The sequence below is a fragment of the Shinella daejeonensis genome (assembly GCF_024281235.1).
Taxonomy (GTDB): Bacteria; Pseudomonadota; Alphaproteobacteria; order Rhizobiales; family Rhizobiaceae; genus Shinella; species Shinella daejeonensis.
Window position 1 is genome coordinate 85,491 of sequence record NZ_JAHWXY010000003.1, and the last position, 19,181, is coordinate 104,671.

General features: G+C 63.1%; 16 protein-coding genes and 1 tRNA gene. 11 read left to right on the forward strand and 6 right to left on the reverse strand.

The genetic code is table 11. The features are described from left to right. Nucleotides 1–4 precede the first annotated feature (4 nt). From KYK29_RS11040 to KYK29_RS11060, 5 genes are all read left to right on the forward strand, one after another. Nucleotides 5–748, forward strand: a complete 744-nt coding sequence (locus KYK29_RS11040) for an alanyl-tRNA editing protein (RefSeq protein ID WP_254690955.1) — start codon at nucleotides 5–7, stop codon at nucleotides 746–748. 11 nt (nucleotides 749–759) lie between these two features. Continuing rightward, a complete protein-coding gene (sseA, locus tag KYK29_RS11045) occupies nucleotides 760–1,620 on the forward strand; it encodes a 3-mercaptopyruvate sulfurtransferase (RefSeq protein ID WP_254690956.1) in 861 nt (286 codons plus the stop codon). After that, nucleotides 1,617–2,207, forward strand: coding sequence for a GNAT family N-acetyltransferase (locus tag KYK29_RS11050; protein ID WP_254690957.1), 591 nt, complete (start codon nucleotides 1,617–1,619; stop codon nucleotides 2,205–2,207). The genes sseA and KYK29_RS11050 overlap by 4 nt, the downstream gene beginning before the upstream one ends. 97 nt (nucleotides 2,208–2,304) lie before the next feature. Next, a complete protein-coding gene (locus KYK29_RS11055; RefSeq protein WP_254690958.1) occupies nucleotides 2,305–2,856 on the forward strand; it encodes an OmpA family protein in 552 nt (183 codons plus the stop codon). Between the two features lie 173 nt (nucleotides 2,857–3,029). Next, the gene (locus tag KYK29_RS11060; RefSeq protein WP_254690959.1) at nucleotides 3,030–4,052 is read left to right on the forward strand and encodes an aminoglycoside phosphotransferase/kinase family protein; all 1,023 of its coding nucleotides are present in this window, start codon (nucleotides 3,030–3,032) and stop codon (nucleotides 4,050–4,052) included. 162 nt (nucleotides 4,053–4,214) lie between these two features. Here the strand turns inward: KYK29_RS11060 and KYK29_RS11065 are convergent, their stop codons facing one another. The 3 genes from KYK29_RS11065 to ilvA all read right to left on the reverse strand — a co-directional run bounded on the left by KYK29_RS11065 (nucleotide 4,215) and on the right by ilvA (nucleotide 7,339). Continuing rightward, on the reverse strand, nucleotides 4,215–5,486 hold the full coding sequence (locus KYK29_RS11065) for a GGDEF domain-containing protein (protein WP_254690960.1): 1,272 nt from the start codon (nucleotides 5,484–5,486) through the stop codon (nucleotides 4,215–4,217). 133 nt (nucleotides 5,487–5,619) lie between these two features. Continuing rightward, nucleotides 5,620–5,937: an HlyU family transcriptional regulator gene (locus KYK29_RS11070; RefSeq protein WP_254690961.1), complete on the reverse strand. Its 318-nt coding sequence runs from the start codon at nucleotides 5,935–5,937 to the stop codon at nucleotides 5,620–5,622. Between the two features lie 154 nt (nucleotides 5,938–6,091). Continuing rightward, nucleotides 6,092–7,339 (reverse strand): threonine ammonia-lyase, encoded by a 1,248-nt coding sequence (gene ilvA, locus KYK29_RS11075; protein ID WP_254690962.1) that lies wholly within the window; start codon nucleotides 7,337–7,339, stop codon nucleotides 6,092–6,094. Between the two features lie 137 nt (nucleotides 7,340–7,476). Between ilvA and KYK29_RS11080 the strand changes: the two genes are divergently transcribed. Then, the gene (locus KYK29_RS11080) at nucleotides 7,477–8,931 is read left to right on the forward strand and encodes a TrkH family potassium uptake protein (protein ID WP_254690963.1); all 1,455 of its coding nucleotides are present in this window, start codon (nucleotides 7,477–7,479) and stop codon (nucleotides 8,929–8,931) included. 69 nt (nucleotides 8,932–9,000) lie between these two features. Further along, nucleotides 9,001–9,582: a hypothetical protein gene (locus KYK29_RS11085; protein ID WP_254690964.1), complete on the forward strand. Its 582-nt coding sequence runs from the start codon at nucleotides 9,001–9,003 to the stop codon at nucleotides 9,580–9,582. Between the two features lie 168 nt (nucleotides 9,583–9,750). Here the strand turns inward: KYK29_RS11085 and KYK29_RS11090 are convergent, their stop codons facing one another. The 3 genes from KYK29_RS11090 to wrbA all read right to left on the reverse strand — a co-directional run bounded on the left by KYK29_RS11090 (nucleotide 9,751) and on the right by wrbA (nucleotide 12,075). After that, nucleotides 9,751–10,773 carry a GNAT family N-acetyltransferase gene (locus tag KYK29_RS11090; protein WP_254690965.1) on the reverse strand — a complete coding sequence of 341 codons (1,023 nt, stop codon included), beginning with the start codon at nucleotides 10,771–10,773 and terminating at the stop codon, nucleotides 9,751–9,753. A 425-nt stretch (nucleotides 10,774–11,198) separates the two neighbouring features. After that, nucleotides 11,199–11,284 (reverse strand) — tRNA-Leu (locus KYK29_RS11095). 191 nt (nucleotides 11,285–11,475) lie between these two features. After that, a complete protein-coding gene (gene wrbA / locus KYK29_RS11100; protein WP_254690966.1) occupies nucleotides 11,476–12,075 on the reverse strand; it encodes an NAD(P)H:quinone oxidoreductase type IV in 600 nt (199 codons plus the stop codon). Between the two features lie 161 nt (nucleotides 12,076–12,236). On the opposite strand from wrbA, the gene KYK29_RS11105 reads away from it, so the two are divergent. From KYK29_RS11105 to KYK29_RS11120, 4 genes are all read left to right on the forward strand, one after another. Continuing rightward, nucleotides 12,237–12,992, forward strand: coding sequence for a competence/damage-inducible protein A (locus KYK29_RS11105; RefSeq protein ID WP_254690967.1), 756 nt, complete (start codon nucleotides 12,237–12,239; stop codon nucleotides 12,990–12,992). A gap of 66 nt (nucleotides 12,993–13,058) precedes the next feature. Beyond that, nucleotides 13,059–13,901, forward strand: a complete 843-nt coding sequence (locus KYK29_RS11110) for a universal stress protein (protein WP_254690968.1) — start codon at nucleotides 13,059–13,061, stop codon at nucleotides 13,899–13,901. 212 nt (nucleotides 13,902–14,113) lie between these two features. Beyond that, a complete protein-coding gene (gpt, locus tag KYK29_RS11115) occupies nucleotides 14,114–14,611 on the forward strand; it encodes a xanthine phosphoribosyltransferase (RefSeq protein WP_254690969.1) in 498 nt (165 codons plus the stop codon). 640 nt (nucleotides 14,612–15,251) lie between these two features. Further along, entirely contained in the window at nucleotides 15,252–19,058 is a 3,807-nt protein-coding gene (locus tag KYK29_RS11120; protein ID WP_254690970.1) for a vitamin B12-dependent ribonucleotide reductase, read from the forward strand. Nucleotides 19,059–19,181 lie beyond the last annotated feature (123 nt).

Consider the following 19,181-nt stretch of genomic DNA (forward strand, 5'->3'; position numbering starts at 1 on the left):
CTTCATGTCACACGCCACCACCGCCCTTTTCCGCGAAGACTTCTATCTTTCGACATGCGAGGCGGTGGTGACCGCCGTCCACGAGGACGGCGGCATCGAACTCGACCAGACCTGCTTTTACGCCACCTCCGGCGGCCAGCCGGGCGACACGGGTTTTCTCGAACGCGCCGACGGATCGCGCATCGCGCTCGGGCCGGCCGTCACCGGCGCGACCAAGGATGTGATCGTCCATCGACCGCAGGAAGGCGCACCGCTTCCCGCCGTCGGCGAAACGGTGGTCGCCCATATCGACTGGGCGCGGCGCTACCGGCTGATGCGCATGCACACGGCCTGTCACCTGCTGTCCGTCGTCTGCCCCTATCCGATCACCGGCGCGGCCGTCGGCGAAGACGACAGCCGCGTCGACTTCGACATGAGCGAGACCATCGACAAGGACGAGGTGACCGCGAAGCTGATGAAGCTCGTGGAGGAAAACCATCCCGTCTTCCTGCGCTGGATCACCGACGAGGAACTCGCGGCCAATCCGGACATCGTGAAATCGAAGAATGTCCGCCCACCCAAAGGCCTCGGGCGCGTCAGCCTCGTCTGCATCGGCGAAGGCTCCTCGGTGGACAGCCAGCCCTGCGGCGGCACCCATGTCACCGAGACGCAGGAAGTCGGGGCCATCCATATCGCCAAGATCGAAAAGAAGGGCAAGGAGAACCGCCGCCTGCGCATCCGCTTCGGCACGCCCGGTTCTCCCGCTTGAGGAGAAGGCTAATGGCAAGCGAGAAAAGCAGCTTCGTGGTGGACGCCGACTGGCTGCAAAAGCAGCTCGGCGCGCCGTCCTTCCGGGTCGTCGACGCCTCCTGGTATCTCCCGGCGCACAACCGCAACGGCGCGGCCGAATATGCCTCCGGCCATATACCGGGCGCGGTCTTCTTCGATCAGGACGCGATCGCCGATCATTCGAGCGGCCTGCCGCATACCGTCCCCTCGCCTGAATTCTTCGCGACCGAAATAGGCAAGCTCGGCATTTCCGCAAGCGACACGATCGTCGTCCATGACGGACCGGGCTTCTTCTCCGCCCCCCGGGTCTGGTGGCTCTTTCGCCTCATGGGCGCGCAGAACGTCTTCGTTCTGGACGGCGGCCTCGACGGCTGGAAAAAAGACGGGCGGCCGCTGGAGACCGACCTGCCGGAGCCAGCACCCGCCGTCTTCCACACGGACTTCAACTCCCTCGCCCTCACGAGCTTCGAGGAAATGCGCGGCATCGTCTCGACCGGCGCAAAACAGGTGGCGGACGCGCGCGGCGCCGGACGGTTTTCCGGCGAGGAGCCGGAGCCGCGCGCCGGCATGCGCTCCGGCCACATGCCGGGCGCCCGCAACATGCCGTCCGGCAGCTTTTCGACGGACGGCCGGTTCAAGGACCTGCCGGGCCTGCGCCGGGCTTTCGAGGAGGCCGGGATCGATCTCTCGCGGCCGGTGGTGACGAGTTGCGGTTCCGGCGTCACCGCGGCGATCATCACTCTGGCGCTGCAATCTCTCGGCCATGAGGACCATTCGCTTTACGACGGCTCCTGGGCCGAATGGGGCGGCCGGCCGGACACGCCGGTCGCCACCGGGAAATCCGGACCATGACGAAGAAGGCCTCCATCGCACCGATCGCCGTTCATATCACCGCGCTCGAGATGACGGCGCCGCCCAGACAGAGCCTGCCGGTTCCCGCCAACATACACACGGCGCTCCTGTCCGCCCCGGCAATCCCGCTCGCCTTCTACCGTTTCCTCTATCGTCAGGTGGGCGGGCGCTGGCATTGGGTCGACCGGCTGCGGATGGATGACGAAACGCTCGCCGCGACGCTCCACGACACGCGCAACAGCATTACCGTCCTTTATGTCGACGGCGCGCCGGGTGGCTTCTTCGAACTGCAGAAGCTCGACGACGCGGTGGTGGAACTGTCGCATTTCGGCCTGTTCGAACAAACGCTCGGCCTTGGAATCGGCAAGTGGTTCCTTTTGCAGGCGCTTTACGCGGCCTGGACCTCCGCGCCGCAGCGGGTGCGGGTCACCACCAACAATCTGGATCATCCCAGAGCCCTGCAACTCTATCAGATGTTCGGTTTTTCACCGGTCGGCACCGAGGAAAGCCGGTTGACGCCGCTGTCCGACACGGAACTTCTGGCGCTTGCCAAACGCGACTGCCTGATGCCTGCGCCCGGGCGTTAAGCATTGTGAATGCCGCCTAACGGGCGGTTCATCTTTCCTTCAGATCGATCGTGACAATTTCCCGGCAACAGTAATCCCGGGAAAAGGAGACATCCTCATGCAGCGCCGCACCTTCCTGACCGCCCTTGCCGCGACCTTCGCCACGCCGGGTCTCGCCCTGGCGCAGGCCACCCCTTCGGAGGACATGATCATGCGTCGGCTGGACGCCGCGCCCGCTCGCCGGATGCGCGACAGCGAGCGGGTGACCGTACGCGAATTGAAGCGGCGGCCGGATCTTCGCCGTCAGGCGCCGTCGATCGACATCCAGTCGATCAACTTTGCCTTCGCCTCCGCTGAAATCCCGCGTTCCGAATATCCAAAGGTGCGCCAGATCGGCCGCGCCATGGAGCAGATCCTGCGCCGCCGTCGCCGTGCGGTCTTCCTGATCGAGGGCCACACCGATGCGGTCGGCACCGCAGCCGCCAATCTGGCGCTTTCGGAGCGCCGCGCCGAATCGCTGAAGCGGATTCTCGTTCGGGAATACGGCGTCCCCTCCCGCGCGCTGGAAACGGTCGGTTACGGCGAGGAATATCTGCTCGTCCAGACGCAGAACGAGGAATGGCGCAATCGCCGCGTCACGCTTCGCCGCATCGATGAGTTCGTACGCTGACGGCAGTCCGATACGGCCACGGCTCGAAGCCGTGGAACGCCTCTTGCGTTCCACGGCTTTTCATCACGGCAAGGGCGGCTGGAACCGCACGCCCGAATGAGGCATAAAAGCCGAAATCTTCCAGCCGCTCCAAAACGATCGGCCTTCCGCGCAGCAGGAAACGTCCGCTTTTCATGACCAGCCACCTTCCCCGCCTGGAGGACATGCTCGGCCCCGAGGCACAGGTGCTGCTTGAGGGCGGACGGCCGGGACTTCACAAACGGATCATCGCGATAAACGGTGTGAAATATGTGCTGCAACACTTTCGCACAAAGCGCGGCGCGATCGATTTCGAGAACACGATCGACCGCCTCCATCGGGCGGGGATTTCCGTACAAACCATCTGTACCGGAACCCGGACGTGGCGCGAAACCCTGCGCTATGGCCACTGGCTGGCCTTTGCCTATCTTCCCGGAAACATTCTGGCCGAAGATGCCGAAGACGCTGCCCTGGCGGCGCTCGGCGCAACCATGGCGCGGCTCAATACGCTTGAGGGAACGCCCTATCGCGCCCTTTTCGACCGTACGCATCCACGCCTGCCCCATGCATCCTTTACCAGCCGTCAGGCCCGGGTGCTCACGCCGGCGCAAAACCGCTGGATCGAGGAAAGCTTCATCCGCCTTCGCGCCCTGCCCGGCACCCAGCTGACCCATGGCGATCTCTACGCCAAGAATATCCTGAAGACCCCGGATGGCGCCATAAGCCTTATCGACTACGAAATGCTCGCCTATGACCTTTCGGGCATCGAACTGGCCGCGACGCTGCTTCGCCCGTTTTGTCGGCAAAGACGGCAACGACAGGCCCTGCTCACCGCCTATCTGGCGGCCAGTCCACCCCGTCTCAAGGCCATCTGGGAGGAACATGGCGCGGACCTCCTCTTCGCGGCTGCGGCGCGGCTGGCGCTCGGCCGCAAGGACAAGCTGCAAAGGACATGGCGAAGAGACCGCATCGCGGCTTTCCGGCAGGCGCTCGCCCCACCCTCGATGCGGGAAACGCTGGCGCAGAAGCGAGCGGCCTACGCCCGGGTCATCCACGATACGGAGAAGCGCTACAGTCGCTACCTCCATGTCAGCCACCGGCTCGCCACGGTGGCCGCAACGGATCCGGGCATCGATCCGATCAGCCTGATCGAGCGCTGCGAGGCCGATCTTCCGTAAGGCATTTCCGGACGCAAAACCGCTGCGCACTTTTGCTGGAAATGCTCTTTGTTCCAACCGCATCTCCGGACGCAGAACCGCTACGCACTTTTGCTGGAAATGCTCTTTGTTCCAACCGCATTTCCGGACGCAAAACCGCTGCGCACTTTTGCTGGAAATGCTTTAAAGCGCCGAGGGAAGGATTTCATCGGCCGCCACCACACGGTTGCGTCCGCCCTTCTTAGCCCTATAGAGCCGCGCATCGGCGACGGCGATGAGGTCTGCCAGAGCCTTTCCATCGGCCGGACCGGCGGCGACGCCGATGCTGACGGTGATCGGCAGGCCGTCGGGTCGCCGCAGGGCGTCCGCCACCGTCTGGCGCAGGACCTCGGCGCGCGCAAATGCGGCTTCCGGCGAGAGATTGTCGCAGAGAATCAGGAACTCCTCCCCTCCGAAGCGAAAGAGCAGATCTTGCTCACGGACGGTTTTCGCGAGGCAGTCGGCGATCTGTCGCAGCGCGGTATCGCCGGCCAGATGGCCGAAGCGATCGTTCACCTCCTTGAAATCGTCAGCATCGACCATCAGCAGCGCAACCGGCCGGCCGGCGGTCCGCGCCGCCGTCAGCACCCGTTCCGCCTCGGTTTCCAGCCGGCTGCGGTCGAGCACCCCGGTCAGCGCGTCGCGGCCCGAGCGGTCGAGCAAATCCTCGTACCGCTCGCGGAACGTCAGATCGTTGAAAATATCGGCAATCGGCCGCGCCGAAGCCTCGGCGGGCGAAAGACGGGAAAAGCGCAGATAGGTGGAGATCATGACGGCGAAAAGGACCGCCGCCAGCATCTTGGCGATCCAGCCGCCCCAGAAGACCTTCAGCGACACGCCGTTGATCAGGTGCAGCGCCGTATAGAAACCGATCTGGTCGAAGGTGAGCACAGCCACGCCGGAGAGCAGGAAGCGCGCCGCCATATTGCCGCGCAAACGCCGGCCGAGCCGCTCGTACAGAAGGATGATGGCGATGGAATCGATATAGAGCAGCACGGTGCCCCACAGCATCAGCCAGCCCATCTCGTCGACGAAGGCGAGATCGGCCAGACGGCCCGGCACCGCGCCGATCGTCTCGTGATGGCGCAGGAACTGGCTGAGCCCGACGGTCAGGAAATTGCCCGCCAGCAGGCCGTAGATCGGCGCGCGGACAACGGCGGCGTCCTCCTTCACGTAAAGCAGCAGGATGAGCATCAGCTTGCCGGAAAACAGCACGGACGACCCCGGCGAGATCACGCCGAACGGAAGCTGGATATAGAAGACGGCGGCAAGATAGGTCTCGAGGAAATGCATGACCCCGAGCGTCGCCACGAAAACGCCAATTCCGATCCGGTGGCGCATGTGCAGGATCGCGGCCATGAAGACGAAATAGAAAACCGCCTCCACCATGAGAAGAACAAGGTTTTCAATCTGCATCGTCGACCCGCATGCGACTTCGTCTCCGGACCCCTATGGGACGAGGCCCGCTATGCCTGTGCTATAGCAGACAATTGCGCCGAAGCCATCGGGAATTGAGAGCGGCGGGAATTGAGAGCGGCGGCGAAGAGCCTCAGACCTGCCGGTCATCGGCGCCATCGGAAAACAGCGACGGCCCCGTCTGGTCGACGATCTGGCGGGCCTTGCGGAAGGCGGCCGCCACGGTATCGTCCTGCGAGGTGAAGAGATCGGCGCGGATGAACCGGCGGCTCAAAAGCCGGTCGCCCTCCTGCTTCTCGATGCGTCCGGAAAGGCGGTACTGGCTGCCTTCCTTGATCGGCGTGGCGACGAGGAGGAGGTCGTTATAGGCTTCGCTTTCCTCCTGCACCTTGGCGGGGGGCGTCGGATCGCCGCTGTTGCGGCCGAACAGTCTGGAAAAGAACGAAGCCATGAGCGTTTCCTGAGCGTCTTCGATCTTCCCGGGAAGCCAAGACGCTATCTCCTTGTTTTTCTTTAATCCGAATGCAAAACCGCATCGCGCTCCTGCAAGAATTTTTCTACCACAGGCCGCGCCGCCGTCCAAGTCCCGACGGGGATCGGGCGGCTCAGATAATCAGGTTGGCGAGAATCTCGTTGTCGGTAATGTCCTGATAACGCAGGCCCGCTCCGTCGAACGCCTTCGCAAGCGCCAGGAAATTCTCCGGCACTTTCGTCTCGATGCCGATCAGGATAGAGCCGAAATTGCGGGCGGACTTCTTCAGATATTCGAAGCGGGCGATGTCGTCGTCGGGGCCGAGCAGGTTGAGAAAGTCGCGCAGCGCGCCCGGCCGCTGGGCCAGCCGGAGAATGAAATATTTCTTCAGCCCGGCGTGGCGCATGGCGCGCTCCTTGACGTCCGGCAGGCGTTCGAAGTCGAAGTTTCCGCCGGAAACGACCGCGACCACCGTCTTTCCCCGCAGCCCTTCCGGGCCGATCGCTTCGAGCGCCGCCAGCGACAGCGCTCCGGCCGGCTCCAGAACGACGCCCTCGACGTTCAGCATGTCGATCATCGTCACGCAGACCGCATTTTCCGACAGCAGCATCACCTGATCGGCGGAAAAGCGGGAAAGCGCCGCGAAATTGAGATCGCCGATCCGGCCGACGGCCGCGCCATCGACGAAATTATCCACCTGCTCGAGCGTCACCATGCCGCCGTTCTCAAGGCTTCGCTTCAGGCTTGCAGCACCAAGAGGCTCGCAGAACAGGAAGCGTCCGGCGTCGACCTCGCGCTCCAGATAGCCGGTAACGCCGGCTGCAAGCCCGCCGCCGCCGACGGGAAGGACGACCAGATCCGGCGTCCTGCCGGGACCGAGCTGCGTCACGATCTCGGCGGCGACCGTGGCCTGTCCCTCGATGATGTCGGCATGGTCGAACGGCGGCACCATCAGGGCGCCGGTTTCGGCCGCGTGATCGCGGGCGGCCTGGTAGCATTGATCGAAGAAGTCGCCGATCAGGCGGATCTTCACGAAATCCCCGCCGAACATGCGGGTCTTGTCGATCTTCTGCTGCGGTGTCGTCACCGGCATGAAGACGACGCCCTCGACACCGAAGTGGCGGCAGACGAAGGCGAAGCCCTGCGCATGGTTGCCGGCCGAGGCGCAGACGAAGCTGCGCGGACCTTCCGGCTGCGCCAGCACCTTGCGGAAGAAATTGAACGCCCCGCGGATCTTGTAGGAGCGCACCGGCGAGAGATCTTCGCGCTTCAGATAGATTTCCGCCTGATAACGGGCGGAAAGGTGTTCGTTGAGTTGCAGGGGAGTCTCGGGAAAAAGCCCGCGCAAGGCGTCACGGGCGGCGTCGACATCTGGTTTCATGCCCTTCGAAGCCATCCTTGAGTTTGAACAATGCAGAGGCTATTGCATATTGCATCGGCGGATACTACCCGTCCCTTTCGCGAGCGCACAAGACAGCCACAGGCCGGAAAGCCGGACCGGAAGCAGGACAAGAACCGTTGAACGCGACGATCTACCGGTCCGCCATCCATATAGCCGCAATCAGCGGAATCTATCTTGCGCTGGCGATGCTCGTGCCCGCCTTCGTCGACATTTACTACGGCAGCCGCAACGCCGAGGTCTTTCTGCTGTGCGCCTTCATGGTGGGCGGATTGTCGCTGACCACGGCGGCCGCCACCCGCGCCGGCCCGCCGCCCTTCAACAAGCGGCTGGGCTTTCTCGTCGTCAATCTCCTGTGGATCGTCGCCTGCCTGGTGGGCGCGCTGCCGCTGTGGCTGTCGTCGCTGAAACTGACCTTCGCCGAGGCGCTGTTCGAATCCGCCTCGGCCATCAGCACGACGGGTGCCACCGTCATCGTCGGGCTCGACCGTGCGCCGCCTGGCATTCTGATGTGGCGGTCTCTCCTGCACTGGCTCGGCGGCGTCGGCATCCTGGCGCTCGGCCTGTTCGTCATGCCCTACCTGCGGGTCGGCGGCATGTCCTTCTTCAAGCTGGAATCGTCGGAAACCGGCGACAAGCCCTTCGCGAGGATCGCCAGCTACACGCGGGCGTTCCTTGCCATCTATGTGACCATCACGCTGGTCTGCGCCGTCACCTACGCCACGCTCGGCATGAGCCGTTTCGATGCGCTCAACCACGCCATGTCGACGGTGGCCACCGGCGGCCTGTCCACCCATGACGCCTCCTTCGCCCATTACAAGAGCCTGCCGCTGCTCTGGGCCGCCACCTTCTTCATGACGCTCAGCAGCCTGCCGTTCTCGGTGCTGATCCTGTTCGTCGTGCGGCGGCGGTTCGACCTGCTCTCCGATCCGCAGATCCGGGTCTTCCTCGGCTATCTCCTGGTGTTCGCCATCGCCGCGAGCCTCTATCTGCGCCTTCACAACGGCGTCGAGTTCCATGAAGCCCTCGCCCATTCCTTCTTCACCGTCTCGTCGATCCTCTCGACCACCGGTTTCGCCAGCGACGACTATACGCAATGGGGGCCGTTCATCGTCGCGCTCGCCTTCATCGCCACCTTCATGGGCGGCTGTTCCGGCTCGACCTCGGGCGGCATCAAGGCCTATCGCATCATCGTCCTGATCAATTTCCTGCGTACCGGCCTCCATCGGCTGATCTATCCCGACGGCATCCACGCGGTGCGCTACGGAAGCAAGACCGTCGACGCCGACGTGCAGCGCGGGGTCTTCCTGTTCTTCCTTACCTTCATCGCGCTTGCCGCATTCGGCGCGCTCGCGCTCGGCCTTCTCGGCTATGACGTCATGACGGCGATATCGGCCTCCACCACGGCGCTTTCCAACGTCGGGCCGGGCGTGACGGAGGCCATCGGCCCGGCAGGCACCTTCGCGATCTTCGATGACGCCGCGCTCTACATCCTGTCCTTCCTGATGGTGCTCGGCCGGCTGGAAATTCTCACGGTCCTCGTCGTCCTGACACCGCTCTTCTGGAAGAGCTGACCGGCAATCCTTGACTGCGGCCATGCTTCTTCGCATCTTTCACCGATCAGTGGTGGAGAGAGAGAGCGCATGTCCGCACCCAGGTTCCGGTTTGCCATGCTCGTTGCGGCGGCGCTTGCAATCGCCTGTCCCGCCGCCGCCGGGCCACTCGCCGAAGCGGCGCAAAAGGCCGAGGAGCAGGCGGCGGCAGGCGATACGGTCGGCGCGCATGAGACGATCCGCAAGGCGTTCGACGCCTTCGCCGCCACCCTGCCCTTCTCGATCGGCAAGGCGGTTTTCGTCGCCACGCCGCCGGAAGGCTACGGCATGTACGAGGAGCGCCCCGACAACCGCTTCAGGAACAGCGAGCCGATCATCTCCTATGTCGAACCGGTCGGATTGACCTGGAAGCCCGCCGGCGACGACAAGCTTGAAGCGCAGTTCACGGTGGACCTCGAACTGCTCGACGGCAAGGGCGCGCTTCTTGCCGAACACAAGGCCTTCGGCTCCTTCGATTTCCGCGGCAGCGTGCGCAATCAGGAGGTTTTCGCGCGGCTAACCCTCAATCTCACCAATCCGCCTGCCGGCGACTATCTGCTGCGCTATCGCTTCCGCGATGCGGCAAGCGGCGCGGTCGCGCTCGCCGAACAGCCTTTCAGCATCGTTCCCTGACGATACCGGGGCGACGGCTCCGGTGGAAAACAATAGCCGGAATGCGGTGGTGCTGCGTCCGTCGAACCGATGCGATCGGCCCCCTCGCAATGCGAGGATCCTCTCCGTGCCAACTTCCATTATGCCCGCAAAAGCGCACGCATGAATCATAGCGGGCACTGTCGATGCTCATCTTCCCAACCGGGCGATGTTCAGGAGCCGGGGAGTTCGGTCATAGACATATTCGGCGTAATCATAGGGATGCGCTCCGAGACTTTCCTTGAATTCGATAAGCGAAGCAACACCGCCGGATTCGCCCAGGTGGTAAAAGGTGCAGCCCAGCAGGCAAGCTTGTTTGATCATTTCGCTTTGGAGAAGATCGTTACATGCGAAACCGATGCTGGTATCGCTGGCGCCACGCCAATAAATCGCACTTCGCCCCGCCGCGAGAAATACCGCCGCTGCGGCATCACGCCCCTTATAGGAGGCGATGTAGATGCGCAGATCGTCTCCAAGCATTCCGGCTGTCGCGCGGAATTTCCACAGGGGCTCCCGGCGCACGGCGAGCCATCGGGCAAGCCGGAGCGGGAGCCGACGTTTCGCCGCCCTGTTCTCCGTCCAGCGCAGATAGAGATCATAGTAACGACGGACGAAATCGGGGGAATTTCCGTATTCCACCGCGACACCCTCACGGACCGCTTTCCTGATCTTTCCCCGCTTGCGCTGACCGATCTGATTGGCCCACCAGAAATCGTATCCCTGCTGCAGATCAAGGATGTGGGTCTGCCGCTTGACCTTTCTCCATGCGGAAGGCATCGCCGCTTCCCATACATCCGCTTGCAATGCATTCGGCCTGATCGCGATCCGCCAATGCGGCAGGCGCATCAGGTCATCGATAACAGAGCGGACGAAAGGCACGGAAAGGGGGGCATCGGAAATCAAGCCGGATGCCCCAAGACCGTGTGGCATCGAAGCCAGAGAGGTTTTCACGGACAGAAGACGCGCTTCTGCAAGGGGCAGAACGGCGCTCCCCTCCGGCGTCGAGTATAACCGGCTTGCATCCGTGTAGTGGCCATCAGAGACCGCAGCCAACATCCATTGCGGTGACTGGAATGTCGTCGCGAATGGGTCCTGCGCATGGATATCTCGCCATGTCTCCCGAGGCGCCGGAGAAACAGGTGTAGAAAACGCTGTATCCGAAAGTTGCACCATGTCTACTCTCGATTCACGTTGTCTGAAATCTCACAATGAACGATTTAACTCCAGCATAACAGGGTCCGAATTCGACATGAACCGCTGTCAATGGTCGATGATTTCTTGACAGTTCTAGAAATGAATGCGGATTGTATATTAAATAAGCGCTTCGGACCCGAAGCGAACCAGCAACGCTCCTGTCTTTCCTTCGAGCGCTTCGGCCGCAATTGAGAAGGATGGCCGCATCCCCCAGGGCTGTCGGCGCATCGCTTGCGTGCTGCTTGGCCCATTGCTTCACGCTTATCGTCAATGTGCCCACAAACATGCCTGCGAAACAATAGGATGCGACGAGAACAAATGGGAAACAACGCAAAGATAAGGCATGAAAACGCCCATCTTTCAGGAGGGCGCGGGATGGGATGCGATGACATGGAGTGGTGAGATGGTGGCCGCTGTGGGACTCGAACCCACACGGGCGAAGCCCGAGGCATTTTAAGTGCCTTCCGTCTACCAGTTTCGGCAAGCGGCCACGGATTTTGCGCGATCGCCGGTCTTGCCCGTCCGCGCGCAAGCCGTTTTCGACGCGCGGGAAGAAAAATGCAAGGGGGAGATTTGCGTCTTCACAACGCGGAAACGGCCACCTTGAAAAGACGGCCGGGGCGAAGGTGGGAAGGGTGCGGCCCTGACGCCGGCCGCTCCCCTCCCTCGGCCCTCAGAGGATCAGGCCGAAAGCTTGGCCGCGATGCGGGCGACATGAGCGCCCTGGTAGCGCGCGGCTTCCAGTTCGACCTGCGAAGGCTGGCGGGAGCCGTCGCCGTCGGTGATGGTGGATGCGCCATAGGGCGAGCCGCCCTTGACTTCTTCCACGCCCATCTGGCCCTGGAAGGCATAGGGCAGGCCGACCACCACGAGGCCGTGGTGCATGAGGGTGGGGATGAAGCCCAGGATGGTCGATTCCTGGCCGCCGTGCTGGGTGGCGGAGGAGGTGAAGACCGAGCCGACCTTGCCGACCAGCTTTCCGGCCGCCCAGAGGCCGCCCGTCTGGTCCCAGAAATTGCGCATCTGCGAGGCGACCGTGCCGAAGCGCGTGCCGGCGCCGACGATGATCGCGTCATACTCGGGCAGTTCGTCGACAGTGGCCACGGGCGCTTCCTGGTCCATCTTGTAATAGGACGCCTTGGCGACCGCTTCCGGCACGAGTTCGGGGACGCGCTTGACCGTCACCTCGGCGCCGGCCGATTTTGCGCCCTCGGCGGCCGCATAGGCCATGGCCTCGATATGCCCATAGGCCGAATAGTAAAGAACCAGCACTTTTGCCATTATTGTCTCCTGTTTCGACGAGCCCTTTCCGCTTGATTGCGGCTATGGCATGGATGTAGCACTTTACGGCTGCCTGGCCATCCGGCGGCCGGATGACAGACTGTTCACCCCGTGTTGACGGTGCATGGGAGAGACTTCTTCCAGATGCAGGAAAACAAAGCATGAATTCCACCCGAACCGCAACGGCCGCCATGCTCGCCATCGGCGACGAGCTTCTTTCGGGCCGCACCAAGGACAAGAACATCGGCCAGCTCGCCGACATGCTGTTTCTTGCCGGCATCGACCTTAAGGAAGTCCGCATCGTCGGCGACGAGGAGGCGGCGATCGTCGAGGCGCTGAATGCGCTGCGCGGACGCTACGATTACGTCTTCACCTCCGGCGGAATCGGCCCGACCCACGACGACATCACGGCCGACGCGGTGGCGCGTGCCTTCGGCGTGTCCTGCATCCACGACCCGCTGGCGATGGACCTTCTGGCCGCGATGTATGCGCGGCGCGACATGGAATTCAACGAGGCCCGCCAGCGCATGGCGCGGATGCCGGAGGGCGCACGCCACATCGAAAACCCCGTCTCGACGGCCCCCGGCTTCCATATCGGCAATGTCTATGTGATGGCCGGCGTGCCGCAGGTCTTCACGGCCATGCTCGGCACCGTCGTCCCGCATCTCGAAGGCGGCCGGCCGATGCTTTCCCGCAGCGTCGCCTCCCCCTTCGGCGAAGGCGATATCGGCACGCCGCTCGCCGCCATCCAGAAAAAGCATCCCGAGACCAGCATCGGCTCCTATCCTCGCTTCGAAAGCGGGCGTTTTTCCACGGAGATCGTCATCAGGAGCGCTGAGGAAAGCCCGGCCGATGCGGCCGAGCGTGATATCATGGCGATGATCGCCGAGATCGCCGCGGCAAAGGCCGGCATTTGATTCCGATCAAGGCCCGTAGCCGGCGGAGGGTCCACCCTTCGACAAGAACTGCAACAGGAGGCCGACATGAGCTACAAGACCATCGTCGCGGTACTGAGCACCGCGCGGGACGCTGCAAAAGTCACCGAACACGCCCTGGCGCTCGCCCGTGAAAGCGGCGGCCATGTAATCGGCATCCACGCCGAAGTGCCGCTCATCATCACGATGATCGCCCCGATGGAGTATCCGGATCCCAACGCCGTGACCGCCCTGCAGGAGCGCGCGCGCCAGCAATCGAGAGATGTCGAGAAAATCTTCCGCGATCTTTGCGCGCGAGACGATATTTCCTACGAATGGCGCCTTTTCACCGGCACCGCCGGCTACGCATCCGCCGGGGTGATCGAAAGCGCGCGCGGCGCGGACCTGGTGATCGCCAGCCAGTTCGTTTCCGATCTCGACGGCCCGACCCGTGCCGATATCGAGGATCTTCTCTACGAAAGCGGCCGGCCGCTTTACCTCGTCTCCAACGCACCGGCAGGACCGCAGTCGACGGAGCGGGTGCTGGTCGCCTGGAACGGCTCACGCGAATCGGCGCGGGCGACCTACGATGCCCTGCCCTTCCTGCTTTCCGCCCGCCAGGTGGAAGTCTTCGGCGTCGATCCCCATGAGGCCCGGCTGCAACCGGCCGAACTGTTCGGCACGGATATCGCCACCAGCCTGTCGCGGCATGGAATAGAGGTCAGCATCGCGTCGGAGGCGGCCGGAAACCGCTCCATCGCGGAGGTCATCAACCTTCGCGCCGCCGAGACCGGCGCCAGCCTCATCGTCATGGGAGCCTACAGCCATTCGCGCCTGCGCCAGCGGCTGTTCGGCGGCGTGACCAGCGCGATGATGCGCGACGCCCCGGTTCCGGTGCTGATGTCCCGCTGAGAATCGGCTTCCGGCCGCGATAGCCGCCCGATCGCACATCACCCCGATGCTTGCAGCGGGGTGATTTTCCTGATTCGACCCGCCGCAAGCGCCTGCGGCCGGATTTTCCTTGCTACAAGGCCATAGCGGCCGGCGTTTCCATCTTTCGCCCCAAGGCGCAGATGCTCTAAGAGAAACATCTCTCTTTGCGTGCAAGATCAGGAGCTTTCCGAATGTCCCTCCCCGACAAGGCCTTTCCCGTATCCTGGGATCAATTTCACCGCGACGCCCGCGCGCTGGCCTGGCGGCTTGCCGACAACGGCCGGACATGGCGCGCCATCGTCTGCATCACCCGCGGCGGCCTGGTGCCGGCGGCCATCATCGCCCGCGAACTGAATGTCCGGCTGATCGAGACCGTCTGCGTCGCCTCCTACCATGATTATGTATCGCAGGGCGACATGCAGGTGCTCAAGGAAATCACGCCCGCGTTGCGCACCGACGGCGGCGACGGCGTCCTGATCGTCGACGACCTCACCGACACGGGCAAGACGGCCGCGATGGTGCGCGCCATGCTGCCGAAAGCCCATTTCGCCGCGGTCTATGCCAAGCCGAAGGGGCGGCCGATGGTCGACACCTTCGTCACCGAGGTCAGTCAGGACACCTGGATCTATTTTCCATGGGATCTCGGCTTCACCTATCAGGAGCCCATTGCGACCGGTCCGCGCAGCTGACGTCCTCTTTCGTGTGACCGGTTTCCGGGCTGCCGGAGCAGGTCCCGGCGATTCGCCTTTCCGCCGCGACGGCGGCGGAAAGAGCGTTGCGCAGCGCAAGCCCCGTCGCCATCCTGCATCGATTTTTCCCGGCTTTTCTCCCTGTCTTTCATGCCGGAAAACAGGTTCCGGCCCGAAGCCGCTGATTTTACAGGGCTCCCGGGATGTCCCCGCTTTCCACAGCCTGCCGACACAATATATAGCGGACAAATATCCGTCACAAACCACCCCTTGACGGAATCGCCCCCTATAGCGTTAATGATTTGCAAGTTGCAGCGGCGATTGGACCGGAAAGTAACGAGGCCGGATCCTCCTTCAGGAAATCGCATTCCATGCGCGGGCGGCGGGACGGATAATCCCCTCGTGGCCTGAGGCTTTTTTGCGCTTTTTTTGATCGTCGGCACAACCCTGCGGTACTGGAAAAATCGGCTGTTGATACTATATTTAGTATTTGCAGCCAGGCTTTCATCAATATACAGGGTCTCTCGACAAGATCGGGTTTCCCGCACGGAATGAGAAGAGCCTGGCTGCGGCAATGCGGCCGGACGAGGATATTGTGCCCTGTGCAAGGGCGGAATGCGGCAGCAGAGGACAACGGACCATGCGCATAGAACGTCGTTTCACCAAGTCTGGCCAGTCGGCTTACGCGGAGATCGAATTCCGCAAGGCGACCAGCGAAATCCGTAATCCCGACGGATCCATCGTCTTCCGTCTGGCCGATATCGACGTGCCGGCGCAGTTCTCGCAGGTGGCCGCCGACATTCTCGCCCAGAAATATTTCCGCAAGGCCGGCGTTCCGGCCCGCCTGAAGAAGGTCGAGGAAAACGACGTTCCTTCCTTCCTGTGGCGCTCCGTTCCCGATACCGAGGCGCTCAAGGCGCTGCCCGAAGACGAGCGCTATGGCTCGGAAACCGATGCCCGGCAGGTCTTCGACCGTCTCGCCGGCACCTGGGCCTACTGGGGCTGGAAGGGCCGCTATTTCGCATCCGAAGAAGACGCCAGCGCCTTCAAGGACGAACTGGCCTATATGCTCGCCACCCAGCGCGTCGCGCCCAACAGCCCGCAGTGGTTCAATACCGGCCTGCACTGGGCCTATGGCATCGACGGTCCCGGTCAGGGGCATTTCTATGTCGACCCCTTCACCGGCAAGCTCACGAAGTCCAAGTCGGCCTATGAGCATCCGCAGCCGCATGCCTGCTTCATCCAGTCCGTCGAGGACGATCTCGTCAACGAGAACGGCATCATGGACTTGTGGGTGCGCGAAGCGCGTCTGTTCAAATACGGCTCCGGCACCGGCTCCAATTTCTCGCATCTGCGCGGCGAAGGCGAGAAGCTTTCCGGCGGCGGCCGCTCCTCCGGCCTCATGAGCTTCCTGAAGATCGGCGACCGGGCGGCCGGCGCCATCAAGTCCGGCGGCACGACGCGCCGCGCCGCCAAGATGGTGGTGGTTGACATCGACCATCCGGACATCGAGGATTACATCAACTGGAAGGTCAAGGAAGAGCAGAAGGTGGCGGCCCTCGTCACCGGCTCGAAGATCGTCGCCGGCCATCTCAAGGCGATCATGAAGGCCTGCATCAATTGCTCGGCCGACGGCGACAAATGCTACGATCCGGCGGAGAATCCGGCGCTGAAGCGCGAGATCCGCGCGGCCAAGAAGAATCAGGTTCCCGAGAGCTACGTCAAGCGGGTCATCCAGTTCGCCCGTCAGGGCTACAAGGAGATCGAGTTCAAGACCTACGACACGGACTGGGATTCGGAAGCCTATCTCACCGTCTCCGGGCAGAACTCCAACAACTCCGTATCGCTCAAGGACGACTTCCTGCGCGCCGTCGAGACCGATGGCGACTGGAACCTGACCGCCCGCAAGGACGGCAAGGTGATGAAGACGCTGAAAGCCCGCGACCTGTGGGAACAGATTTCCTACGCGGCCTGGGCTTCGGCCGATCCCGGGCTCCACTTCAACACCACGATGAACGACTGGCACACCTGCCCGGCGGCCGGCCCCATCCGCGCGTCGAACCCGTGCTCGGAATACATGTTCCTCGACGACACGGCCTGCAACCTCGCATCGCTGAACCTCCTGCAATTCAAGGATCCGGCGACGAAGAGGATCGATATCGCTGCTTACGAACACGCCGTGCGGCTGTGGACCGTCGTGCTCGAGGTCTCGGTGATGATGGCGCAGTTCCCGTCGCGCCAGATCGCCGAACTCTCCTACGAGTACCGGACGCTCGGCCTCGGCTACGCCAATATCGGCGGCCTGCTGATGTCCTCCGGCATTCCCTATGATTCGGCCGAGGGCCGCGCCATCGCCGGTGCGCTCACCGCCATCATGACGGGGGTCGCCTATGCGACTTCGGCCGAGATGGCCGGCGAACTCGGTCCCTTCCCCGGCTTTGCGCCGAACCGCGACAACATGCTGCGCGTCATGCGCAACCATCGTCGCGCGGCGCATGGCGAGGCCGCAGGATACGAAGCGCTGTCGGTGAACCCGGTCGCCCTCGTCCATGCCGATTGCTCGGACCCGGATCTGATCGAACACGCCAAGGCCGCCTGGGACAAGGCCGTCAAGCTCGGCGAAAAGAACGGCTATCGCAATGCCCAGACCACGGTCATCGCGCCGACCGGCACGATCGGCCTCGTCATGGATTGCGACACCACGGGCATCGAACCGGACTTCGCACTGGTCAAGTTCAAGAAGCTCGCCGGCGGCGGCTATTTCAAGATCATCAACCGCGCCGTGCCGGAGGCGCTGCGCACGCTCGGTTATTCGGAAAGCCAGATCGCCGAGATCGAGGCTTATGCCGTCGGGCACGGCAACCTGAACCAGGCACCGGCGATCAACCCTTCGACGCTGAAGGCCAAAGGTTTCACCGATGAGAAGATCGAAGCTCTCAACGTCGGCCTGAAATCGGCCTTCGACATCAAGTTCGCCTTCAACCAGTGGTCGCTCGGCGCCGATTTCCTCAAGGAAACCCTGAAGGTTTCCGACGAGCAGCTTTCCGACCTGTCCTTCAATCTTCTGGAGCACATCGGTTTCTCCCGGAAGGACATCGAAGCTGCCAATATCCACATTTGCGGCGCCATGACGCTCGAGGGCGCACCGTTCCTCAAGCCCGAGCACCTGCCGGTCTTCGATTGCGCCAACCCCTGCGGCAAGATCGGCAAGCGCTATCTCTCGGTCGAAAGCCACATCCGCATGATGGCCGCCGCCCAGCCGTTCATCTCGGGCGCGATCTCCAAGACGATCAACATGCCGAACGAGGCGGCCGTCGAGGACTGCAAGAACGCCTATATGCTGTCGTGGAAGCTGGGCCTCAAGGCCAATGCGCTCTACCGCGACGGCTCCAAGCTGTCGCAGCCGCTCAACGCCTCGCTGATCGAGGATGAGGACGACGAGGACGCCATCGAGGAACTGGCCGCCGCGCCCGCAGCCGCCCAGGCGGTGACGGTGACGGAGAAGGTCATCGAGAAGGTCGTCGAACGCCTGGTGCGCGAACGCGAGAAATTGCCGAACCGCCGTCAGGGCTATACCCAGAAGGCGCTGATCGGCGGGCACAAGGTCTATCTGCGCACCGGCGAGTTCGGCGACGGCCGCCTCGGCGAGATCTTCATCGACATGCACAAGGAAGGCGCCGCCTTCCGCGCGATGATGAACAATTTCGCCATCGCCATCTCGCTTGGCCTGCAATACGGCGTGCCGCTGGAAGAATATGTGGAGGCCTTCACCTTCACCAAGTTCGAGCCGGCCGGAATGGTCCAGGGCAATGACGCGATCAAGAACGCGACATCGATCATCGACTATGTCTTCCGCGAGCTTGCCGTTTCCTATCTCGGCCGTCACGATCTTGCCCATGTCGATATCTCCGATTTCTCCAACACCGCGCTCGGCAAGGGCGTACAGGAAGGCAAGACCAACCTGATCTCCACCGGCTGGACGCGCGGCTACAAGCCAACCCTCGTCCAGGGCGGCGGCATGGACAGGCAACTCGGCGAACCGAAGGGCTCGGCGACCGCCGCTCCCGCCATGGCGGGCTTGACGGCGAACGTAACCTCGTTTGCCGGCGGCGCGGCCCGCAAGCTGGAACCGGCCGTTGCCGCCAGCCCGTCGGAGATCCTCGCCTTCAAGCGCGATTACGAAGAGCGGGCGATTCCCGCCGACGAGGTCGCAGAGGCGGCACCGACGCCGGAGCAGAGCGTGACCGCCCTTTTCTCCGACAAGGCCGCAGCCGACGCCGCAAGCGCCAAGGCCGAAGCCAAGAAGGTGGAGAACGAGCGCCGCATCCGCTCCATCGCCCAGGGCTACACGGGCAACATGTGCTCCGAGTGCCAGAACTTCACGATGGTGCGCAACGGCACCTGCGAGAAGTGCGATACCTGCGGCGCGACAAGTGGTTGCAGCTGAGCCCATCAGCAGCCAGATAACGAAAAAGAGGCCCCGGCGGACAGCGCCGGGGCCTTTCGGCTTTCACAGGCTTGCATCGGGCGTCGGCCGGGCACACGGCAAACCGGCGGCGCTCGTGTATAA

Excerpts from the sequence above, each read along its gene's own strand:
- KYK29_RS11060 (WP_254690959.1), top strand. The coding sequence starts at position 3,030 with ATGACCAGCCACCTTCCCCGCCTGGAGGACATGCTCGGCCCCGAGGCA.
- KYK29_RS11120 (WP_254690970.1), top strand. The coding sequence starts at position 15,252 with ATGCGCATAGAACGTCGTTTCACCAAGTCTGGCCAGTCGGCTTACGCG.
- gpt (WP_254690969.1), top strand. The coding sequence starts at position 14,114 with ATGTCCCTCCCCGACAAGGCCTTTCCCGTATCCTGGGATCAATTTCAC.
- KYK29_RS11050 (WP_254690957.1), top strand. The coding sequence starts at position 1,617 with ATGACGAAGAAGGCCTCCATCGCACCGATCGCCGTTCATATCACCGCG.
- KYK29_RS11070 (WP_254690961.1), bottom strand. The coding sequence starts at position 5,937 with ATGGCTTCGTTCTTTTCCAGACTGTTCGGCCGCAACAGCGGCGATCCG.
- sseA (WP_254690956.1), top strand. The coding sequence starts at position 760 with ATGGCAAGCGAGAAAAGCAGCTTCGTGGTGGACGCCGACTGGCTGCAA.
- KYK29_RS11040 (WP_254690955.1), top strand. The coding sequence starts at position 5 with ATGTCACACGCCACCACCGCCCTTTTCCGCGAAGACTTCTATCTTTCG.
- wrbA (WP_254690966.1), bottom strand. The coding sequence starts at position 12,075 with ATGGCAAAAGTGCTGGTTCTTTACTATTCGGCCTATGGGCATATCGAG.
- KYK29_RS11105 (WP_254690967.1), top strand. The coding sequence starts at position 12,237 with ATGAATTCCACCCGAACCGCAACGGCCGCCATGCTCGCCATCGGCGAC.
- KYK29_RS11085 (WP_254690964.1), top strand. The coding sequence starts at position 9,001 with ATGTCCGCACCCAGGTTCCGGTTTGCCATGCTCGTTGCGGCGGCGCTT.
- KYK29_RS11055 (WP_254690958.1), top strand. The coding sequence starts at position 2,305 with ATGCAGCGCCGCACCTTCCTGACCGCCCTTGCCGCGACCTTCGCCACG.
- KYK29_RS11090 (WP_254690965.1), bottom strand. The coding sequence starts at position 10,773 with ATGGTGCAACTTTCGGATACAGCGTTTTCTACACCTGTTTCTCCGGCG.
- ilvA (WP_254690962.1), bottom strand. The coding sequence starts at position 7,339 with ATGAAACCAGATGTCGACGCCGCCCGTGACGCCTTGCGCGGGCTTTTT.
- KYK29_RS11065 (WP_254690960.1), bottom strand. The coding sequence starts at position 5,486 with ATGCAGATTGAAAACCTTGTTCTTCTCATGGTGGAGGCGGTTTTCTAT.
- KYK29_RS11110 (WP_254690968.1), top strand. The coding sequence starts at position 13,059 with ATGAGCTACAAGACCATCGTCGCGGTACTGAGCACCGCGCGGGACGCT.